Consider the following 20,756-nt stretch of genomic DNA (forward strand, 5'->3'; position numbering starts at 1 on the left):
TTGGACGAGTGGCGCGGTCCATGCGCATTAGCGCGGAACTTTACCTATGTCAGTCGTCTCGCCGCGTGGCCGTCGCGAGCAGTTTGTCGATGCGCCGGCCATCCATATCGACGACCTCGAACCGCCACCCCTTGTGCGTGAATGATTCGCCGGTCGTCGGCAGATGCTTGAGCCGCCACAGCGCAAAGCCCGCGGCGGTCGCGAAATCGCGGTCTTCGGGAAGGGCGAGGCCGAGCCGGTCGGCCATGCTGTCGGCAGCGAAGGTGCCCGAGATCAGCAGGCTGCCGTCGTCGCGCTCGACGAACGGCGGATCGGTGTCCTCGTCCTGATCGGACGCGAACTCGCCCGCGATCGCGGCAAGCAGGTTCGCTGGCGCAACCAGTCCCTCGAAGTGACCATATTCGTCGTGGATGAACGCCATCGGCACCTCGGCCTCGCGCAGTGCCTTGAGCGCGTCCATCGCATCGACATGATCTGGGATGAATATGCCTTTGTGCAGGATCGCGCGCAGATCGATCGGCCCGCCGTTGATGAGAATGCGGACCAGGTCGCGCGAGTGGATCACGCCGATTATCTCGTCGACCGATCCATCGGCGACGGGCATCCGCGTGTGCGGCATTTCGGCGATCTGCGCGCGGATCGCGTCCGGATCGGCATTGATGTCGATCCACTCGACTTCGGTGCGCGGGGTCATCACCTCGCGCACCGGTCGATCGGCCAGGCGAACTACGCCGGAGATGATAGCGCGCTCGCTCTCCTCTATGACGCCTGCCGAAGATGCCTCGGCGACGATCAGATGCAGCTCTTCGGCGGTGACATGGTTTTCGGTTTCCCGCGCCAGACCCAGAATCCGGAAGATCAGCGCACTCGTGCGATCGAGCAGCCAGACGAACGGCGCGGTCACGCGCGCAAGCCACAGCATCGGGATCGCCATGACGGCAGCGATCGGCTCGGGCTTGCGCAGGGCGAACTGCTTTGGAACCAGCTCGCCGACGATCAGCGAGGCGAAGGTCGTTACCGCGATCACCAGCCCGAACCCTATCTCGGGCGCGGTGCCGGCCGGTACCCCCAGCAAGGCAAGGCGATCGCCCACCGGGCCGCCGAGGCTCGCGCCGGAATAAGCGCCGGCAAGGATGCCGATCAGGGTAATGCCGATCTGCACCGTCGACAGGAAGCGGCCCGGATCGGCCGCAAGGTCGATCGCCGTCCGCGCGCCGCGATGGCCCGCGCGCGCCATTGCCTCCATGCGCGCCTTGCGCGCCGATACGATCGCAAGCTCCGACATCGCGAAGACGCCATTGATCGCCACCAGGACGATGATGATCACCAGGTCGAACCACGGAAAGGGGGCTAGGAGAGCAGGGTGCGGCATGGCGCTGCCGCTTCATGCCGCGAATCCGGCAATTTCACAACCGTCCTGAATCGCGCACTATTCGGCATGGCCAATGAAACTATTACGGATGAGCAATGTTCTCGCTTCCGATCCCGCCAGGGGACAGGAGATATTTCGAATGCGCACCATGCACGGGCTCATTGCCCTTCTTACAGCTTCAACCTTGCTTGCCGGCTGCGTCACCAACCCGGAAACCGGCGAGCGCAAATTATCGAAGGCAGCGATCGGAGCGCTGGCGGGCACTGCGCTGGGGGCGGGCACGGGCGCGCTGGTGGGCGGCAAGCACAGCCGCACCGAAGCCATTGTCGGTGCAGGGATCGGCGCGCTGGCTGGCGGGGCGATCGGCACCTATATGGATCGCCAGGAAGCCAAGCTCCGCCAGCAGACCGCTGGCAGCGGTGTCGAGGTCGAGCGGCGCGGCGACGAGCTGCTGGTCAACATGCCATCGGGGATCACCTTCGCGAGCAACAGCTTCGAGGTGCAGCCGCAGTTCCGCACGACTCTCGACAAGGTCGCCGGCATTCTCGGCGAATATAACCAGACCTATATCGATGTTTACGGCCACACCGATTCGACCGGATCCGACTCGATCAACGTGCCGCTGTCGCGCAACCGGGCCGAGGCAGTCTCGAACTATCTGTCGACCCATGGCGTGGCAGCTGCCCGGATGGGTACGCAGGGCTTCGGAGCGAGCCAGCCGATCGCCTCCAATGCCACCGCCGACGGCCGCCAGAAGAACCGCCGTGTCGAGATAAAGATCGTTCCGATCAAGGACAGCGCCGCGTAAAGCATATGGCAGCCGCACGGAAAGGCCGCGCCGCTGCCATATGTGGCGAGCGGCTCGGCCTTTCGTCCGTCAGCGGCGCGACGCGAAGAAACTGCGGAGCAGCGTCGCGGCTTCCGCGTCGCCGATACCGCCATAGATTTCGGGCCGGTGATGGCAGGTCGGCTGCGAGAAGAAGCGCGGGCCGTGCGCCACCGCGCCGCCTTTAGGATCCTCGGCGCCGTAATAGAGCCGGCGCAGGCGGGCATGCGAGATCGCGCCGGCGCACATCGCGCAGGGCTCCAGCGTCACATACAGGTCGCAGTCATCGAGCCGCTGCGCTCCCAGCCGTGCGGCTGCGGTGCGAATCGCCTCCATTTCGGCATGGGCGGTAGGATCGAGGCCGGAGCACATTGCGTTGCCGGCCATGGCCACCACTTCCTCGCCGCGAACGATCACGGCCCCGACCGGAACCTCGCCGGCGGACGCAGCCTGTCTGGCAAGGTCGAGCGCCAGGCGCATGGGAAGAGGCAGCGGGAAACTCATCGACCCGCTGTACGAGCCGAGCAGGGCCAGCGCTAGCGGATCGGTATGCGATCCGGCGCCAGCAGCAGCGCGAGTGCCATCAGCACGCCCGGCACCCAGCCGATCAGGGTCAGCAGGACGGTCAGCCAGAAAGCGGGGGTGAGACCGCGCCCCAGGAAGACCCCGAGCGGCGGCAGCAGGATCGCCGCGACGATCGCCCAAGGCGAGGGCGCCGCGCCGATGGCCTGCTGCCGCGCCATGATCAGTTGGCCTTCTTAACGTCCACCGTCGGGACCTTGATCTCTTCCTTGGTGGTGCCGACGTCGACCTTGGGCACGGTGACGTCGGTAGATTTGGTGCCGACGTCGACCTTCGCCGTGTCCACGTCGAAGGCTGGTGCCTGGCCGCCGGAAACCGAGACGTCGGGAGCCTTCATCTCCTTGGTCTGGTTGATGTCGATCAGCCCGAAGGCGAAGGCGGCGATGATCGCGAGAATCGCGATGACCGCGATGATGATACCCACGCGGGCACCGTTGTTGCGCGCGGGATATTCTCTATAATGCTCGTTTGGCGTGTTCACTTGGGCACTCCTCCGCCGATGTGGTGGTGCGCGAACAACGATCTGTTACGGCCAGAGTTGCATCGCCCCGCCCGAACGGCTTGACGAATCCCGGGATCACGGTTATCCGCCGCGACTTTCCGGGCAACCCGAACATTCAGGACGAACTATCATGTCGCGCATCTGCGAGCTGACCGGCAAGGGCCGCCAAGTGGGCCACAACGTGTCCCATGCCAACAACAAGACCAAGCGGACCTTTCTGCCGAACCTGCAGAATGTCACGCTGATCTCCGATTCGCTCGGCAAGGGCGTCAAGCTGAAGGTGTCGACCCACGGCCTGCGTTCGGTCGAGCATGTCGGCGGCCTCGACAACTGGCTGCTCAAGACCTCGGACGACGACCTGTCGCTGCGCGCGCGCCGCCTGAAGCGGGAAGTTGCCAAGAAGCAGGTCCTCGCCGCCTGATCACCGCCGCTTCGGCGGAACGGCAGAAACGAAGCCGGATCGCCTGAGCGGTCCGGTTTTTGTTTGTGCGGGGCGATTCGGTTCTTCGCCATCGCGTTCGCAGGCGGTGCGTTACCTGGCGGGCTCCAGCAGCTCGAATTTGAGCAGCAGGGTCCGCTGCAGCGCGATCTGGTTGTCGTCGGAAATCATCCAGATGATCAGCTTGTCGCCTTCGCGGGCGACGCTGATCCCCTCCATATTGTCGACGTTCAGCGGCGGCTTGATCTCGGCGATCAGTTCACCGTCGACGGCCGCACCTTCGGAGATTGCCCTGGGATCGACGATCGACACCGCCGCCGCAAAACCCGACAAGACGCCGAATCGGCGCTGCAGGACGATGATCCTCCCGTCCGGGAGCTGCCGGGCATCGGTTGGCGCATAATCGCGCGGCGGGCGGTAGCCGAACTGGATCGGCACATTCTTCGGATCCGTCGGGTCGCCGGGAAACAGCAGCGCAGCATGAACCGACGGGGCGACCGCCGTGCCTTCGCAGAATATCACGAACCGGCCATCGTCCAGCCGCACCATCGCCTCGGCACCGGAGTTGAACGACCAGCCCTTCATTGCGGCGGGGAAGCTCCATGCGAGCGGCTTTCCGAAGTCCGCACTGTAGCGCAGGATCGCGTTGCGCGCCTCGAAGCCTACCCAGATGTCGCCCTGCGGTCCTTCCGTCATGGATTCCGAATCGCGGTCCGCGCGAGTCCCGGTGTTTGTCGGGAAGGCAGGCAGCGTGCCGAAGCGGCTCTCGGTGATCGTGCCCGGCTCCGCCATGCGGAAGCGCATATAGTCGCCCGTGTCGGCCAGCGCGATAAAGCGGTCGCCGTCCACCCGCAGCGACGAATAGCCGCCGAAATTGCGCTGGCGGCTGGTCAGCCTCCAGCCGGCGAGATAGCGCAGCCGGCCGATGTCGCGATGCGCCGGATCGTCGGGATCGATGGCGATGGGCGTGGCGACGATCGCAACGTCTGATGCTTGGGGATATCCTGCCGAACTGGGCAGCAGGCAGAACAGCAATGCAGCCAGCACCTTCTTCATGGCCTGGGCGATACCGGCAGTACGCCCGATTCCCAAGGACTTTGACCGCGGCTGCCATCTCGCTTCGTCCCGGAATATGAACAGTTGCCAACGGCGATGTTCAGCATCGGCTCACGCGAATCATGGAATAAGCGTGCCATCGATCGGGCCCTGTTGGCCTTTTGAGGGGTTCCATTTGCGGAACTCGCGGTTGAGACCAGGAGGTAGTTATGTTGCGCAAGTTTCTCACAGCCGCCGCTGCAACCGCAGTTGCACTCGCAGCGGTCGCACCTGTGGCGGCGCAGGCGCAATATTTTGGCGGTGGCCGTTACGAGCATGTCCGCGACGGATATGGACATCGCGGCTATGGTCGCGACTACTACCATGGCCGCGACCGTTATTACGCCGATCGCGGACGTTATTATGGCGATCGCGGTTATTACGGCAATCGCGGCTATTATGGCGGGCGCGGCTATGGCCGCTGCCGCGACAAGGGCACCGGCGGCACGATTCTGGGGGCCATTGCAGGTGGCCTGCTCGGTAACGAGATCGGCAACGGCCGCTATGATCGCGGCGACGGCACCACCGGCGCAATTATCGGCGCAGGCGTCGGCGCGCTGGCCGGCCGCGCAATCGATCGCGACTGCTAAAAGACTTCTGAAATCAAGCCAGTTCCCCGCGTGGCGTTGTGGGGAGGAGGGTCGTCGGGTCTCTGGAGGAGCCGGCGGCCCTCCACTTTGTTGTGGGGTGCCCTCAAGCGCCGGGCGCAGCACGTCCGTGCTGCTTGGCTTCCGTCGCTGCGCTCCGCAGCGCTCTTCGCGCTTGCCTCTTCGAACTTCTCACCGGCTGAGCTTGGCTATGACCGAGGCGCAGCCGAGAAGCCGCGAAAAGCGGCCCGAGCTTATTGCGGGGAAGCCAAACAGCGCGGATGCGCTGCGCCGGCGCCTGAAGGCTAAATCAAAAAACTCATTCGATATCGAATAGCGTCGCCAACTGGTCGACCATCGTGCCGCCGAGTTGCTCGACGTCCATGATCGTCACTGCCCTCTGATAATAGCGCGTCACGTCATGGCCGATGCCGATTGCGATCAGCTCTACCGGAGAGCGCGTTTCGATCCAGCCGATCACCTGGCGCAGATGGCGCTCCAGATAGGAGCCGTTATTGACCGAGAGGGTCGAGTCGTCGACCGGTGCGCCGTCGGAGATCACCATCAGGATCTTGCGCTCCTCGCGCCGTCCGATCAGCCGGCCATGCGCCCAGAGCAGCGCCTCGCCGTCGATATTCTCCTTAAGCAGCCCCTCGCGCATCATCAGGCCGAGCGATTTGCGCGCGCGGCGCCATGGCTCGTCGGCCTTCTTGTAGACGATGTGGCGCAGATCGTTGAGCCGTCCCGGCGTCGGCGGCCGGCCGGCGCCGAGCCAGGCCTCGCGTGATTGGCCGCCTTTCCAGGCGCGGGTGGTGAAGCCGAGGATCTCTGTCTTGACGGCGCAGCGCTCGAGCGTGCGCGCCAGGATATCCGCGCAGATTGCGGCGATCGAGATCGGCCGCCCGCGCATCGAGCCGCTATTGTCGATCAGCAGCGTGACGACCGTGTCACGGAAATCGATGTCGCGCTCGATCTTGTAGCTCAGCGAATGGGCGGGGTTGATCACCACCCGCGCCAGCCGGGCCGCGTCGAGCAGCCCCTCTTCCTGATCGAAATCCCAACTGCGGTTCTGCTGCGCCATCAGCCGGCGCTGCAGCCGGTTGGCGAGCTTGGTCACCGCGCCCTGCAGGTGGACGAGTTGCTGGTCGAGATAGGCGCGCAGCCGGGTGAGCTCCTCCTCGTCGCACAGCTCGGTCGCAGCGACCTCTTCGTCGAAGCGGGTGGTATAAGCGTGGTAGTCGAAGCCGGGGGGAAGATCGGACATCGGCCGGTTCGGCCGGACCGGCATCATCCCGTCCTCGCCGTCCTCGCCGAAATCGCTTTCCATGTCGTCGGCGCTGTCCTGGTCGAGCTGGCGCTGCTCGCCATCCTCGTCGCCGCCTTCGGCCTGCTCCGCGCGGGTCTCGACTTCGGAATCGCTCGATCCGCCCGAATCCTCGCCCTCGTCCTGCTGGTCCTGGCTTTCGTCCTGATCCTCGCCCTCGTCCTCATCGCCCGCCTCCGGGTCGAACTCCGGCGCCTGTTCGCCCTCGGTCAGATCGAGATCTTCGAGCAGCCGGCCGACCAGCTTGGCGAAGGCGGCCTGATCGTCGAACGCGAGTTCGAGCGCGTCGAGATCCTTGCCCGCCTTCTCCTCGATCCAGTCGCGCACCAGCGACAATCCCGCTTCGGCAATGGCTGGCGGCGCTTCGCCGGTCAGGCGTTCGCGCACCAGCAGCCCGATGGCCGTGGACAGCGGCACCTCTTCGCGTACCCGCGCCCGTAGCAGCGGGTCAGACCGCAGCCGCATTTCGAGAGCTTGCGACAGGTTGGCGCGGACCCCGGCCATGGCGCGCGATCCGATCGCTTCGATCCGGGCAAGCTCGACCGCATCGTGGACGGCTCGGGCCACCGGCTCGATCGGCGCGGCGCGATCGTGGATCCTCTGGTCATGATGGCGCAGCTTGAGCGCAAAGCTGTCGGCAAAGCCGCGGGCCTCGGCGACCGCCTGGGCGGGCAGGTTGCGCGCGGGCATCGGCACCCGCATCTGCTTGTACGAGGAGGAGGGCGCCTCGGCCGTGAAGCTCAGCTCGACGTCTGGCTCGTGCGCCATCGCACGGGCCGTTCCGCCGAGCACCAGCCGAAAGGCCTCAATAGGGGTTTGTTCGGCCATCAGTCGAGCAACAGCTCACGCAGCCGGGCCTTCGCGCCCTCATCGACGCCGATCGCCTGCAGATAGGCATCGATGCCGCCATGGTCGCGCTCGAGGCTGTCGAACATCATCGCCAGATAGTCCGCGTCGGCGGTGAACACCGGCGCCAGAACCTCTCTCGCCACCGTCCTGTAGCGCGAGATCTCGCCGTCCTTGCGGCTCATCAGCCGGCTGAAGTCGGCATATCGATTGGTCAGCAGATAATCCTCGACGATCATGTCGCGATCGACGCCGAGCACGGACAGGATCAGCGCCGCGGCGACGCCGGTGCGGTCCTTGCCGGCGGTGCAGTTGAACAGCAGCGGCACATGCCCGGCGATCAGCCGCTCGAACAGGAAGCGGTAGGATGGTGCGTGATCGACCAATATATCGCGATACAGGCCGAGCATCGTCTGGCGCACCGCTTCGGCGGTGGCCGCCGAACTGCGCAGCATCTCGGTGAAGACGCCGCTCGCTTCGGCATAGTCGCGCGACCAGTAGAAGGCGCCCGCCGGCTCGCACCAGCGCGTGGGGTCGCGACGGCGCTCGCCGCCGCGCCGCAGATCGCAGACGGTGGCGATGCCGAGTGAGCCCAGATGCCGCTCATCCGCCTCGGTCAGCAGCGACATCACGCCGGAGCGAAACAGCATGCCGCGCTTGACGGTGCGCCCGTCGGCAGCCGCATAGCCCCCCATGTCGCGAAGGTTGAAGCCACCTTCGAGCGGCAGCAGCGGCGAGATCGCGGTGGTGCTCATGCTTTCCCGACGATGCTCTCCGGCAGGTCCTTTCCGAACACGCGCTGGTAATATTCGGCTACCAGCGAGCGTTCGCTCTCATCGCATTTGTTCAGGAAGGACAGGCGGAAGGCGAAGCCGATATCGTTGAAGATCAGCGCATTCTGCGCCCAGCTGATCACGGTCCGCGGGCTCATCACCGTCGAGATGTCCCCCGCCATGAAGCCCTGGCGGGTCAGGTCGGCGACCTTCACCATGTTGTCGACGACCTTCTTGCCGTCGGGCTTGTCATATTCGCCCGATTTGGCGAGCACGATCTGCGCCTCGGTCGCGGCCGGCAGATAGTTGAGCGTGACGACGATGTTCCAGCGGTCCATCTGGCCCTGGTTGATCTGCTGGGTGCCGTGATAGAGCCCGCTGGTGTCGCCCAGGCCGACCGTGTTGGCGGTGGAGAACAGGCGGAACCACGGGTTCGGCCGGATCACCCGGTTCTGGTCGAGCAGGGTCAGCTTGCCTTCGGTCTCCAGTACGCGCTGGATCACGAACATCACGTCGGGACGGCCCGCATCATATTCGTCGAACACAAGGGCGGTCGGGGTCTGCAGCGCCCAGGGCAGCAGGCCCTCGCGGAACTCGGTGATCTGCTGGCCATCGCGCAGCACGATCGCGTCGCGGCCGACCAGGTCGATGCGGCTGATATGCGCGTCGAGGTTGATCCGGATGCAGGGCCATTTGAGGCGCGCCGCCACCTGCTCGATGTGGCTGGACTTGCCGGTGCCGTGATAGCCCTGGACCATCACCCGCCGATTATGGGCGAAGCCCGCGGCGATCGCCATCGTCGTATCGGGATCGAACACATAGGCTGGGTCGAGGTCGGGCACCCGCTCGTCCGATTCGGAAAAAGCGGGCACTTCCATGTCGCTGTCGATTCCGAAGACTTCGCGTATCTTTACCATCCGATCAGGCGCCGAGAGCACCGGCACGGTGCGGCTGTCGGGCTGGGCGTTGGGCAGATCGGTCATGACGAAGCCTTTGGAATCGATATGTTGCTTATGCGAAGGCGGGGCGGCCTTTGAGCTGCGTATAAGCCGAAATCACGTCCTGCAAAGCCTTCTCGTGGCTCCGGTCGCCGCCATTCCTGTCGGGATGGTAACGACGGACAAGCTCGGCATAGCGCGTCCTCAGGGCTCGGCGATCGGCGTCATGGCCCAGTTCCAGCACCTTCAGCGCACGGCGGTCGCCCTCGGACAATGGCCTGCCGTCCGTCCGCTCGCGGTTCACGGCCCGTGCGAACTTGGCGCCGATCGCATCAAGCGGGTCGATGAAGTCCGCCCAGCGCGGCGTGCTGCCCGCCATCGGGGAAAATGCGCGGGTTTCGCGCTCCCAGCCGGCATAGGGGGTCTGCTGCGCCGCGATCTCGTCGGTGCTCATCCCTTCGAAGAAATTATAGCCGCTGTTGAACGCGCGGATATGGTCCAGGCAGAAATAGCGCCAATCACCCGGCCCGTCGAAGCCGGGACGCCGTCCCTCTGCTGCGGGCGCGCGATATTCGCCGGGCTGGTCGCAGCCCGGGGTCATGCAGGCGCGCTGCCCGCTTTCGATGCGTCCGTGGAACCGGGTCCTCGCCCGCCGCTCCGTGAAATCTTCGCTCAACGCTCGCCTCTTGTCGTCATATGCCCCTATATAGGCGAGATGAACCAACTTCCCACCGGCCCTGTCGCCTCCGAAATCACGCGCCGCCTGCAAATCGCGCTGAATCCCACACGGCTCGTCGTCACCGATGACAGCGACAAGCATCGCGGCCATGCCGGGCATGACGGATCGGGCGAGAGCCATTTCACCGTCGAGGTCGAAAGCCCGTCCTTTGCCGGCCAGAATCGGGTGAGCCGTCAGCGCGCGGTCAATGCCGCGCTGGCCGAGCTGCTGACGGACAAAATCCACGCGCTGGCGATCAAGGCGACCGCGCCGGGAGAGTAAGCTTTCCGGCGGCGATGTCGTTTCGATGTCGTACCCGATGGAACTCCGCTTTCGGCACCTCGTTACCGGATCACACCGCAATGGAGTGACTCCGATGTTGAAATGGGCACTTATTTTCCTGGTTGTGGGCCTCGTGCTCGGCGCGCTGGGCTTCGGCGGGATCGGCGGCGCATTTGTCGGCATCGCCAAGATCCTGTTCTTCGTCGCGATAGCGCTGTTCATCATCTTCGCCCTGCTGGCGCTGTTCGCCGGCAAGAAGATCAGCGATTCGGTCTGACGATTCATCTCCCGGACGGGGCCGCAGCATCTATGGCGCATTGCGGCCCCGATAGTCTATGATCGACCCATGAAGACTCTCATCGCCCTGATCGCCGCCACACTGGTCACGACACCTGCTCTGGCCAATGATTTCAGCAACAAGCTCAAGACGCTATCCTCGATGCAGCAGCGCGCCGTGATGCGCCGCGCGGTCCTCGACGATAAGCAATATTGCAAACGGATCGGCCCGGTCGCCTATCAGGGCCCGTACAAGAATCTCGAGATGTGGACGGTGCAATGCGATCGCGGCGCGGACTATGCCGCCTTCATCGGCGGTGACGGATCTGTCCAGGTCAGGCCCTGCCGCGACCTGGTCGGCCTGAAGCTGCCGCCCTGCAAGCTGCCGAAATGATCACAGGCCCATCGCGACCAGGAGCATGAAGAAGATCAGCGCCGAGGTGTAGGCGACGACGATCAGCGCGATCATCCGCCACGACGCGCCGAACCAGCCGAGCTGGTAGGCGCCCTTCAGCTGGCGATACATGTGCCATGGCGGGAACAGCAACAGGGTAAGCCAGACCAGCGCCGTGGGGACGCCGACAGCCTCGGCAAGGCTGAGCACGACCACCAACAGCGTCATCGCGGACAGCGAATAGGTAGCGAAGATCGCGTGGTCGTACATCCCGACACCGCGCCTGAACATGAACAGCAGCCAGATGAACGGCAGCGAAATAGGGATCAGCGCCCAGGAAAATTTATAGGCGCTCGACTGCAGCTTGTACGCCGTCAGCTCCGGGTTCCGGGCGGCATGGCGAATTACGTTGTCAACGCTAGGGACGCCGGTGATGGCCTGTCCGTCGTCGATGGCGACGCCGTCGCGCTTGATCTGGCCGGTCGTAATCAGCCGCAGGGCGGCCTGTTGGGAACGCAGATCGCGAATCCTCTCGTCGATCTGTCTGGTGGGGGTGCCCTTCGCCTCGAGCGCCTGCTTCTGCTTGATGAGCGCCGCGATCTTCTGTTCGATCTTGCTCAGGTCGTTGGCTGTCTCGGTGCGCGCCTCGGCCAGCGCGATTGCATCCTTTCCGTTGAGCTTCGAATCGATCGGCCCTCCGACCAGGCCGAAGACCGCGACCATAAGGAAAACCGAAAACAGGAACAGCGCCATCGGCGAGACGAAGTTGACGCGCTCCCCATGGACATAGCGGCGGGTCAGTTCGCCGGGCCGCCAGAACAGCAGCGGAATCGTGTGCCAGGTGCGTCCCTCGAAGTGGAACACGCCATGGGCGATGTCGTGGAACAGCGCACCGACGGTGCGGTGGATATGCGCCGGCTGGCCGCAGCTATGGCAATGCGGCCCGACCAGCGCCGTGCCGCAGTTCAGGCATGTGCCGCCGGCTGCCCCCTGCACCGAGGTGCCGGCGCCATCAATGGCGCCCGCGGCCATGGCCCCGGTCGCGCCATCGGCGACAGCTTCGAGTTCCCCCGACATGGCGGAAAGTTAGCATTGCCCCCGGCCAAGCGCGAGTGGGGTTTAGCGAAAAGCGGCAAAGTGCTAGGGCGCGCCCATGACCGAAGCCGTTGCCCTCCGCCCCACCGACGCCGCTGCGCTGATCGCAGACATGGGCGCCCGCGCCCGCATCGCCGCCCGGCAGCTCGCCGGCGCGCCGACCGCCGATAAGGCGAAGGCGCTGGTCGAGGCCGCGCGCGCCATTCGCAGCGCGGCCGATGCGATCCTGGGCGCCAATGCCGCCGATGTCGGGCGCGCCACCGCCAACGGCCTGTCCGCGGCAATGCTCGACCGGCTCACCCTGAATGCCGCACGCGTCGAGTCGATGGCGGCGGGCCTCGAGGCCGTGGCCGGGCTGCCCGATCCGGTCGGGCGGATGATCGATGAAGCCAGCCGGCCCAACGGTCTCGTGCTGCAACGCGTCCGCGTTCCGCTCGGCGTCATCGGCATCATCTATGAGAGCCGGCCCAACGTCACCGCCGATGCCGGCGCGCTGTCGCTGATGTCCGGCAATGCCTGCATCCTGCGCGGCGGCTCCGAAGCTGCCGGCAGCAACCGCGCGATCCACGCCGCGATGCTGGAGGGGGTCCGCGCCGCCGGCCTTCCCGAGGACGCCATCCAGCTGGTGCCGATCACCGATCGTGCCGCGGTCGGCGCGATGCTGACTGCGCAGGGTCTGATCGACATCATCGTGCCGCGCGGCGGCAAGAGCCTCGTCGCGCGTGTCCAGGATGAGGCGCGCGTGCCGGTGCTCGCCCATCTCGACGGCATCGTCCACCTCTATGTCGACCGCGCCGCCGACCCCGCCAAGGCGCTGCCGCTTGTGGTCAACGCCAAGATGCGGCGCACCGGCGTGTGTGGCGCTACCGAGACACTGCTGATCGACCGGGGCTATGCCGCGCCGCAGCCGATTGTCGCGGCGCTGCTCGATGCCGGCTGCGAAGTGCGCGGCGATGTCGAGGCGCAGGCGCTGGATGCCCGGGTCAAGCCGGCCAGCGCCGCCGACTGGGATTGCGAATATCTCGACAGCATCGTCTCGGTCGGCTTCGTCGACGGCGCGGACGGGGCGATGGCGCACATCGCCCGCCACAGCTCGCATCATACCGACGCCATCGTCACCGAGGACCAGGCGGCGGCCGACCGCTTCCTGAGCGGCGTCGACAGCGCGATCGTGATGCATAACGCCTCGACCCAGTTCGCCGATGGCGGCGAATTCGGCCTCGGCGCCGAGATCGGCATCTCCACGGGCCGCCTCCACGCCCGCGGCCCTGTCGCGCTGGAAGGGCTCACGACCTATAAATGGCTGGTACGCGGCACCGGCCAGACGCGGCCCTGATCCGTCGCCGCTCCGGACGGCGGCGCAACCCAGCGCCCACCTGAACGTTCAAGTCATGTTCACCCGCCGCTTGCGATAAACTGTGGCCGAAGTAGGTTGAAGCCAGGCCCTTAGCCGGCCTGCTGATAAATATAAGGCGCACGAAACATGCCGAGTATTCGTAAAATCCTTGCCGCCGTAGCCCCGCTGGCGCTGCTCGCGGCCTCTGCCTGCACCCAGCCGTTCCAGGCCAACGTCTCGCGCTTCCAGGCATTGCCGGTTCCCGAGGGCCAGACCTTCGCTATCGAGCCGACCGATGCCCGTAACCGCGGCGGCCTCGAATTCGCGCAATATGCCGGGCTCGTCAGCCAGCGTCTCGCCGCCTATGGCTATCGCCCGGTGGAGGGCGGCGCCAGGCCCGAACTGGTGGTGAAGTTCGATTATGGCGTCGATCACGGTGTCCAGAAGACAGTATCTCGTCCCGAACCCATGGGTCCATGGGGCTATGGCGGTTATGGCGGCTTCGGTCCCTATGGCCGCCGCTGGGGCTATGGATCGGCCTTCTATTATGGCTGGGACCCGTTCTTCTACGATCCATGGTACAGCCAGCGCATCGACACCTACACGGTGTACACCAGCTATGCCGATATGGTGATCGAGCGCAGCTCTGACGGCAAGCATGTCTTCGAAGGCAAGGCGAAGGCCCGCTCGCTCGAAGACGCCCTGCCGCGGCTGGTGCCGAACCTGGTCGAGGCGCTGTTCACCAACTTCCCCGGCCAGTCGGGCGAAGAGGTGAAGATCACGATCGCACCACCGGACAAGAAGAAGTAGCCATTTCTCACCCCTCCCTGCCAAGGGAGGGGAATGGCGCATGAAAAGGGCGCTATCTTCCAGACATCGTCATCCCGGACTTGATCCGGGATCCGGCTGCTCTTGCCGGACGCGTAAACGGCTGACGAACGGGAAAAAGCGAGATCCCGGATCAAGTCCGGGATGACGTGAAGCCAATGCGATAATCTCCCGCCCAGGAAGAGTCCTTCTCCAGCTAAGAAACCACCCGCAGCTGCGGCTTGTCGACCGTGCCGATCCGCGCCGTCATGCCGGGCAGCCGCTCGATCCGCGCCACCAGTTCGGCGTCGAGCCGGAAGTCGCGGCCGAGCAGCAGCTCCGCGCAGCTCTGGTCGGGCAGGATCGCGTGCAGGTACATCTCGCCGCGACCGCCGCGTTCGTCGGCGACCAGCGCGGCGAGGGCGGGGATCACCGCAGGATCGGCGGTCTCGACATCGACCCGCAACCGGATCGATTGCATCGCGTCGAAACTCTGCAGCCCGCGCACCGTCACCCGCGGCGTCTCCTCGCCGGCGCGCCAGTCCAGTTCGACGCGCAGCAGCGCGCAGGTCCCGGCCTTCGCCGCGGTCTCGAGCTCGGCCGATGCCATCTCGTCGAAGCAGGTGGCGATGAACTGCCCGGTCGCGTCGGAACAGGTCGCCATCATATAGCGCTTGCCCTTGGCCGACGTCCGCCAGCGCGCATCCTCGACCAGCGCCGCCATCACGGAGCTGACGCGCCCGCCATCGGCCGGTGCCGGCAAGGCGCACAGCGCGGCGAAGCTGCGCGCGCCATTGGCGTCGGCAAGATGCCGTACCCGATCGGTCGGGTGCGACGAGAAATAGAAGCCGAAGCTCTCCTTCTCGGCCGCCATCCGGTCCATCAATGTCCAATGCACGCCGCGATCGATGCGGATCGGCGCGACGTCGCTCGGCGAATCGCCGAACAGGCCGCCTTGGCCGCTTTCGCGCTGGTCGGCAGCGCTCGACGCATGGGCCAGGATGATCTCGGCGGCGGCGAACACTCCGGCGCGTTCCTGCTCGAAGGCATCGAAGGCGCCGGCTCCCGCCAGGCTTTCCAGCTGGCGGCGGTTGAGCAGGCGCGGGTCGATCCGGTCGGAAAAATCCTCCAGCGTGGCGAACCGCCCCTTGGCGTTCCGCTCGTCGACCAGCTGCTCCATCGCCTTTTCGCCGACGCCCTTGAGCGCGCCCAGCGCATAGCGGACCGCCAGTTCGCCGCTCTTGGTCGGCTCGACCGAGAACTCGGCCTCGCTGTGGTTGACGCAGGGGCCGAGGCACTCGACGCCCATGCGACGCATGTCGTCGATGAAGATCGCCAACTTGTCGGTCTGGTGCATGTCGTAGCACATCGACGCGGCGTAGAACTCGGCCTTGTAATGCGCCTTCAGCCACGCCGTCTGGTAGGCGACCAGCGCATAGGCGGCGGCGTGGCTCTTGTTGAAGCCATAGCCGGCGAACTTGTCGATCAAGTCGAACAGCTCATTGGCCTTGGGTGCCGAAATATCCTTGTCGGCGCAGCCGGTGACGAAGCGCTCGCGTTGCGCGTCCATCTCCGCCTTGATCTTCTTGCCCATCGCGCGGCGCAGCAGATCGGCCTCGCCGAGCGAATAGCCGGCCAGCACCTGCGCGGCCTGCATCACCTGTTCCTGATAGACGAAGATCCCGTAGGTCTCCTTCAGGATATCCTCGAGCAAGGCATGCGGATATTCGATCGGCTCGCGGCCGTTCTTGCGGTGGCCGAACATCGGGATGTTGTCCATCGGCCCCGGCCGATAGAGCGACACCAGCGCGATGATGTCCTCGAAGCAGGTCGGGCGGACGGCGGCCAGCGTCCGGCGCATGCCCTCGGATTCGAGCTGGAACACGCCGACAGTGTCGCCCTTCTGGAGCAGCGCATAGACCGCCGGATCTTCCCATCCCAGCGTGTCCAGATCGACTATCTCGCCCCGATCCTTGAGGAACTGCACCGCTTTTTGCAGCACGGACAGCGTCTTCAGGCCTAGAAAGTCGAACTTCACCAGCCCGGCGCCCTCGACATATTTCATGTCGAACTGCGTCACCGGCATGTCCGAGCGCGGATCGCGGTACAGCGGCACCAGCGCGTCGAGGCGCCGGTCGCCGATCACCACGCCCGCCGCATGGGTCGAGCTGTGGCGCGGCAGGCCCTCCAGCTTCATCGCCAGGTCGAGCAGCCGGCGGACCTCGCGGTCGCCCTTATATTCGGCGGCGAGTTCGGAGACCCCGTTGAGCGAGCGTTCCAGCGTCCAGGGATCGGTCGGGTGGTTGGGGATCAGCTTGGCCAGCCGGTCGACCTGGCCATAGCTCATCTGCAGCACCCGCCCAGTGTCCTTCAGCACGGCGCGCGCCTTGAGCTTTCCGAAGGTGATGATCTGGGCGACCTGGTCGCGGCCATATTTCTGCTGGACGTAGCGGATCACCTCGCCGCGCCGGGTTTCGCAGAAGTCGATGTCGAAATCCGGCATCGATACGCGCTCGGGATTCAGGAAGCGCTCGAACAGCAGCCCGAGCCGCAGCGGATCGAGATCGGTGATGGTCAGCGCCCAGGCGACCACCGAGCCGGCACCCGAGCCGCGGCCCGGTCCCACCGGAATGTCCTGTTCCTTCGCCCATTTGATGAAGTCGGCGACGATCAGGAAATAGCCGGGGAAGCCCATGTTGATGATGATCTCGGTCTCGAAGGCGAGCCGGTCGAAATAGGCTTTGCGCTGCTCGGGGTCAGTGATGCCGAGCTTGGCCAGCCGCATCTCCAGCCCCGCGCGCGCATCGTTGCGCAGCGCTTCCGCCTCGGCATCGCGATCGCCGGCAAGGCTGGGCAGGATCGGCTTGCGATAGGGCGCCGCGAAGGCGCAGCGCTGCGCTACCACCAGCGTGTTGGCCAGCGCCTCGGGAATATCCTCGAACAGCCGCGCCATTTCCGCGGCAGGCTTGATCCAGCTGTCGGGCGAGGACCGCGGCCGCTCGACGGTATCGATATAGGAGGAGCTGGCGATGCACAGCATCGCGTCATGCGCAGCGTGGAACTCGGGCTCGGCGAAGCAGGCGGGGTTGGTCGCCACCACCGGGATGTCGCGGGCATAAGCGAGGTCGATCAGCGCCTCTTCGGCGGCCTCCTCGATCGCGTCGCCACGCCGCACCAGTTCGATATACAGCCGATCGGGGAACAGCGCCTGAAGCCTGTCGGCATAGTCCGCCGCGGCGCTGGCCTGCTCGCCGGCCAGCAGCCGGGCCAGCGCGCCTTCGCTGCCGGCGGTCAGCGCGATCAGCCCGTCGGTGCGGCCTTCGAGCGTGTCGATCGGAACATGCGCCTCTTCGTGCACCGGCCGTTCGAGATGCGCAGCGGAGACGAGCGCGCACAGATTGTCATAGCCTGTGGCATCCTGCGCATAGAGCGCGAGCCAGTCGACGATATGCCGCTCGCCCCCGGGCCGCTTGATCGCGAGCAACGTGCCGATGATCGGCTGGACGCCATCCTTCTTCGCCGCATCGGAAAAGGCCATCACCGCGTAGAGGCCGTTGCGATCGGTCAGCGCAGCGGCAGGAAAACCGAGCTTCTTCGCCTGCTTCGAGATCGCCTTGGGCTCGATCGCGCCTTCGAGCATCGTATAGGCGGAGAAGATCCGCAGGGGTACGAAGGGCTGATACGGCATGATCCCAATCTAGGCAGCCCCGCGCGAATCTCCAGCCGAAGTTGCGCTTTATCCACAGCGCCGTGCCTGTGGGCAGGGCGAGGAGGCGGGATCGAGATTCGGCGCGGCGCCAGGCTCCAACCCGCCAGGACGTGATCCTGTCGCGCCGGGTCGACCGAAGCGGCTCGACAGCGCCGCCGCGGCCAGTTTAAGGACGGCCGCAGCGATCCCGTTCCGCTGACCAGAGTGGCCGCGTCGGTTCGTAGCGGGAGTGTGTACGGGTGGGACGATGAGAGCGGCGCTGCTTCTGTTCGATCGGACGGCGGTCCTGTTCCTCGGCGTCGCCGCGGGGGCTGCGATCGGCTATGCGTTCGGCGTCCGCCAGCAGACCGAGATACCCGTCATCGCCAGCGGCCCCGAAGTCTCCGCACCGATCGACACAGGCGCCAATCCGCCGGCTGTCGTGCCAGCCGGCGGCAAGGCGCCCGTCACCGCGCCCGGCACCGTCCCCGCCGCCCCGCCCGCCGTCGCCGAGACCCGCCCGATCCAGCCCGGCATCGTCAACGCCATCGCGGCCGGTCGTCCGGTCCGCGTCGGCGTGTTCGGCGACAGCTTCGGTGACGGCATCTGGTCGGCGCTCTACAACCAGCTCAGCCGCAAGGCCGGTTACCAGGTGATCAAGTATAGCCAGCAGGCGACCGGCTTCACCCGCTATAAGACGCTCAACCTCGAGGATCATGATCGCGCCCGGCTCGCGCCCGCGCCGGTGGACATCGCGGTGATCTCGTTCGGTGCGAACGACATGATGGGGGTTGCCGATGGCGGCCATGTCTATGCGCTGCTGACGCCGAACTGGAAGGCTGCGATCGCGCGGCGGGTCTCCTCCTATGTCGCGATGCTGCGGGCGCAGGGCGCGATCGTCTATTGGGTAGGCCTGCCGAAGATGCGCGAGGCGTCCTATGATGCCGATGTCGTGCGGATGAACGCCTTCTATCGCGACCTGATGGCGCAGCTCGGCGTCGCCTTCATCGAAACCGCACCGTACAGCGTCGACGGCGCCGGCCGCTACGCCGCCTATCTGGCCGATCCTGCCACCGGCAAGCCGATCCTGATGCGCGCCAATGACGGCATCCACATGTCGATGAACGGCTATATCCGCATCACCCGCGGGTTGGCCGGGCGGATCCGCAGCTATGTCGATCAGGCCCGCGCCCAGGCCGGCGGGCGCGCGCCGCCGCCGCCGATGGTCGCGCCCGCACTCTCGCCCGCACCCCTCGTGACGCCGCCGCCCCCGCCGAGGCCGGGGACGAAAAGCGTGCCCAAGCTCGAAGATCCGCTGGCGGGCGAGCCGGCGAAGGCCCCGGCCGAGTCGCACCTGCCGCCAGCCAAGGGCGCGCCGGCCGATCTCCTCCCGCCCGATATCGGCAGCGACGACGTCGCGCCGGACAACGGCAACTAGATGATTGCCATGCTTGCGCTCGCTGCCGCGGCCGCGGCAGCGCCAGCGGTCACGGCCGACTGTGCCGGGTCGCTGTGCGACTATTCCGTGCTGCGGCCCTATTTCGACAAGCTGGCGAGTGCGCGCGGGAGCGGCGGCAAGCCGGTGCACATCCTCCAGATCGGCGACAGCCACACTGCCGGCGACGCGATCACCGGCGCATGGCGCGATATGCTGCAGGCGCGCTATGGCAGCGGCGGGCGCGGCGTGTTGCCGCCGGGCCGACCCTTCCAGGGCTATAACCCGCGTGGGGTGAGCGTCGACATGTCGGCCGGCTGGACTGTGTCGTCGATCTTCGGACCGGGATCGCAGACGCCGCGCGGGCCGCTGGGACTGGCCGGGTTCAGCATTAGCTCGACCATGGCTGGCGCCCGGATCGGCCTGACCACCTCGGCCACCGAGACCTTCACCCGCTTCGTGCTGTGCGCGATGGCGCAGCCGGGCGCCGGGACCCTGGCGATCAGCATCGGCGATCGGACCGAGCGGATGCAGCTTGGCGCGCTGATCACCCGGCCCGAGTGCAAGGAGATGACGTTCGATCAGCCGCAGCCGGCGGTATCGGTTGTGGCCGAAGACGGCCCGGTGACGATCACCAGCTGGGCCAGCTTCCGGGACACAGGCGGCGTCGCGCTGTCGAACCTGGGGGTGGTGGGGTCGCAGCTGGTCCACTTCAGCCGCAACGACGATGCGGTGCTGGCCGAAGAACTGCGCAGCTATCAGCCCGACCTGATCGTGATCGCCTTCGGGACAAACGAAGGTTTCGCGCCGCGGGTCAGCGCGCAGGAATATGAGATCGTGCTGCGGACCCAAATCGGCCGCATCCGCCGGCTGGCGGGCCGCGTGCCGATGTTACTGCTCGGCGCGCCCGACGCGCTGACGCGGCGTTCGGAGCTGCTCTCGAACGCGCCCACCGTCACGCCCGCGCCGTGCGTCGAGCCGGTGCTTGCGCCGCCGCCGTCGCCTGTCTCCGCGGCGCCAGCCGCCAGCACCGACCGCATGTCCAACGGTATCGAGGATGTGCTCGATGCGCTCGAGGATCGGGTGACGGTGGCGCGCGGCACGGCGCCGCTGCTGGCGGCCCCCGCCGCGGCGACGCCGGTGTCAGCCCCGCAGCAGATCAGCTGGTCGATCACCGCCCGACCGCTCTTCCCGCCTCCGGGCCTGAAGGTCGTGCGCGAGGTCCAGCGCCGCGTCGCGCATCAGCTGCGGCTGGCCTATTGGGACTGGGAGGCCCGCATGGGCGGGCGTTGCACTGCGGTCAGCTGGGTCAAGCTCCAGCCGACCCGGATGCGCGGCGACTATGTCCATTACAACAGCGCCGGCGGCCAGGAAATCGCGACGCGGCTGCAGGCGGATCTCGACGCGGCGGCCGGTGCCGGGTGGCATTGGTGAGCAGTGC

Annotated in this window: 21 protein-coding genes; 10 read left to right on the forward strand and 11 right to left on the reverse strand. The window is 66.2% G+C overall.

The window, feature by feature from the left end; translation table 11 throughout:
* Window positions 1-49: 49 nt before the first annotated feature.
* Window positions 50-1,372 carry a hemolysin family protein gene (locus AAC645_RS11925; RefSeq protein ID WP_340316274.1) on the reverse strand — a complete coding sequence of 441 codons (1,323 nt, stop codon included), beginning with the start codon at window positions 1,370-1,372 and terminating at the stop codon, window positions 50-52.
* Between the two features lie 139 nt (window positions 1,373-1,511).
* Here AAC645_RS11925 and AAC645_RS11930 point away from each other — a divergent pair, with 139 nt between their 5' ends.
* Window positions 1,512-2,180, forward strand: coding sequence for an OmpA family protein (locus AAC645_RS11930; protein ID WP_340316275.1), 669 nt, complete (start codon window positions 1,512-1,514; stop codon window positions 2,178-2,180).
* A gap of 69 nt (window positions 2,181-2,249) precedes the next feature.
* On the opposite strand, the gene AAC645_RS11935 is transcribed toward AAC645_RS11930, so the two are convergent.
* Genes AAC645_RS11935 through AAC645_RS11945 form a run of 3 tightly spaced genes read right to left on the reverse strand, consistent with a single transcriptional unit; the run spans window position 2,250 to window position 3,261 of the window.
* A complete protein-coding gene (locus AAC645_RS11935; protein ID WP_340316276.1) occupies window positions 2,250-2,702 on the reverse strand; it encodes a nucleoside deaminase in 453 nt (150 codons plus the stop codon).
* Between the two features lie 32 nt (window positions 2,703-2,734).
* Window positions 2,735-2,941: a YqaE/Pmp3 family membrane protein gene (locus AAC645_RS11940; RefSeq protein ID WP_340316277.1), complete on the reverse strand. Its 207-nt coding sequence runs from the start codon at window positions 2,939-2,941 to the stop codon at window positions 2,735-2,737.
* Window positions 2,942-2,943: 2 nt separating this feature from the next.
* Window positions 2,944-3,261, reverse strand: a complete 318-nt coding sequence (locus AAC645_RS11945; protein WP_340316278.1) for a hypothetical protein — start codon at window positions 3,259-3,261, stop codon at window positions 2,944-2,946.
* 151 nt (window positions 3,262-3,412) lie between these two features.
* Between AAC645_RS11945 and rpmB the strand changes: the two genes are divergently transcribed.
* Window positions 3,413-3,703 (forward strand): 50S ribosomal protein L28, encoded by a 291-nt coding sequence (rpmB, locus tag AAC645_RS11950; RefSeq protein WP_340316279.1) that lies wholly within the window; start codon window positions 3,413-3,415, stop codon window positions 3,701-3,703.
* Between the two features lie 111 nt (window positions 3,704-3,814).
* Here rpmB and AAC645_RS11955 read toward each other — a convergent pair whose 3' ends face one another.
* Entirely contained in the window at window positions 3,815-4,777 is a 963-nt protein-coding gene (locus AAC645_RS11955; protein WP_340316280.1) for an esterase-like activity of phytase family protein, read from the reverse strand.
* Between the two features lie 209 nt (window positions 4,778-4,986).
* Between AAC645_RS11955 and AAC645_RS11960 the strand changes: the two genes are divergently transcribed.
* The gene (locus AAC645_RS11960; RefSeq protein ID WP_340316281.1) at window positions 4,987-5,406 is read left to right on the forward strand and encodes a glycine zipper 2TM domain-containing protein; all 420 of its coding nucleotides are present in this window, start codon (window positions 4,987-4,989) and stop codon (window positions 5,404-5,406) included.
* Between the two features lie 316 nt (window positions 5,407-5,722).
* Here the strand turns inward: AAC645_RS11960 and cobT are convergent, their stop codons facing one another.
* The 4 genes from cobT to AAC645_RS11980 are packed head-to-tail and all read right to left on the reverse strand — an operon-like array spanning window position 5,723 to window position 9,960.
* Complete coding sequence (cobT, locus tag AAC645_RS11965; RefSeq protein ID WP_340316283.1) at window positions 5,723-7,555, reverse strand: cobaltochelatase subunit CobT; 1,833 nt, start codon at window positions 7,553-7,555, stop codon at window positions 5,723-5,725.
* Window positions 7,555-8,328, reverse strand: coding sequence for a tyrosine-protein phosphatase (locus tag AAC645_RS11970; RefSeq protein ID WP_340316284.1), 774 nt, complete (start codon window positions 8,326-8,328; stop codon window positions 7,555-7,557). The genes cobT and AAC645_RS11970 overlap by 1 nt, the downstream gene beginning before the upstream one ends.
* The gene (cobS, locus tag AAC645_RS11975; RefSeq protein ID WP_340316285.1) at window positions 8,325-9,329 is read right to left on the reverse strand and encodes a cobaltochelatase subunit CobS; all 1,005 of its coding nucleotides are present in this window, start codon (window positions 9,327-9,329) and stop codon (window positions 8,325-8,327) included. The genes AAC645_RS11970 and cobS overlap by 4 nt, the downstream gene beginning before the upstream one ends.
* Before the next feature lie 28 nt (window positions 9,330-9,357).
* Window positions 9,358-9,960, reverse strand: coding sequence for a J domain-containing protein (locus AAC645_RS11980; protein WP_422785826.1), 603 nt, complete (start codon window positions 9,958-9,960; stop codon window positions 9,358-9,360).
* Between the two features lie 39 nt (window positions 9,961-9,999).
* Here AAC645_RS11980 and AAC645_RS11985 point away from each other — a divergent pair, with 39 nt between their 5' ends.
* The 3 genes from AAC645_RS11985 (at window position 10,000) to AAC645_RS11995 (ending at window position 10,954) form a co-directional block, all read left to right on the forward strand.
* Window positions 10,000-10,284 carry a BolA family protein gene (locus AAC645_RS11985; RefSeq protein ID WP_340316287.1) on the forward strand — a complete coding sequence of 95 codons (285 nt, stop codon included), beginning with the start codon at window positions 10,000-10,002 and terminating at the stop codon, window positions 10,282-10,284.
* 94 nt (window positions 10,285-10,378) lie between these two features.
* Window positions 10,379-10,561 (forward strand): DUF1328 domain-containing protein, encoded by a 183-nt coding sequence (locus tag AAC645_RS11990; RefSeq protein ID WP_340316289.1) that lies wholly within the window; start codon window positions 10,379-10,381, stop codon window positions 10,559-10,561.
* A gap of 69 nt (window positions 10,562-10,630) precedes the next feature.
* A complete protein-coding gene (locus AAC645_RS11995; protein WP_340316291.1) occupies window positions 10,631-10,954 on the forward strand; it encodes a hypothetical protein in 324 nt (107 codons plus the stop codon).
* On the opposite strand, the gene AAC645_RS12000 is transcribed toward AAC645_RS11995, so the two are convergent.
* Complete coding sequence (locus AAC645_RS12000) at window positions 10,955-12,031, reverse strand: DUF3667 domain-containing protein (RefSeq protein ID WP_340316292.1); 1,077 nt, start codon at window positions 12,029-12,031, stop codon at window positions 10,955-10,957.
* 76 nt (window positions 12,032-12,107) lie between these two features.
* Here AAC645_RS12000 and AAC645_RS12005 point away from each other — a divergent pair, with 76 nt between their 5' ends.
* Together AAC645_RS12005 and AAC645_RS12010 are read left to right on the forward strand one after the other, a co-directional pair.
* On the forward strand, window positions 12,108-13,385 hold the full coding sequence (locus AAC645_RS12005; protein ID WP_340316294.1) for a glutamate-5-semialdehyde dehydrogenase: 1,278 nt from the start codon (window positions 12,108-12,110) through the stop codon (window positions 13,383-13,385).
* 147 nt (window positions 13,386-13,532) lie between these two features.
* Complete coding sequence (locus AAC645_RS12010; protein ID WP_340316296.1) at window positions 13,533-14,195, forward strand: DUF4136 domain-containing protein; 663 nt, start codon at window positions 13,533-13,535, stop codon at window positions 14,193-14,195.
* A 214-nt stretch (window positions 14,196-14,409) separates the two neighbouring features.
* Here AAC645_RS12010 and dnaE read toward each other — a convergent pair whose 3' ends face one another.
* Entirely contained in the window at window positions 14,410-17,880 is a 3,471-nt protein-coding gene (dnaE, locus tag AAC645_RS12015) for a DNA polymerase III subunit alpha (RefSeq protein WP_340316298.1), read from the reverse strand.
* Between the two features lie 268 nt (window positions 17,881-18,148).
* Here dnaE and AAC645_RS12020 point away from each other — a divergent pair, with 268 nt between their 5' ends.
* On the forward strand, window positions 18,149-19,318 hold the full coding sequence (locus AAC645_RS12020) for an SGNH/GDSL hydrolase family protein (protein WP_340316301.1): 1,170 nt from the start codon (window positions 18,149-18,151) through the stop codon (window positions 19,316-19,318).
* 9 nt (window positions 19,319-19,327) lie between these two features.
* Window positions 19,328-20,749, forward strand: a complete 1,422-nt coding sequence (locus AAC645_RS12025; RefSeq protein WP_340316303.1) for an SGNH/GDSL hydrolase family protein — start codon at window positions 19,328-19,330, stop codon at window positions 20,747-20,749.
* Window positions 20,750-20,756 lie beyond the last annotated feature (7 nt).

This window comes from Rhizorhabdus argentea (assembly GCF_037861105.1).
GTDB classification, from domain to species: Bacteria; Pseudomonadota; Alphaproteobacteria; order Sphingomonadales; family Sphingomonadaceae; genus Rhizorhabdus; species Rhizorhabdus argentea.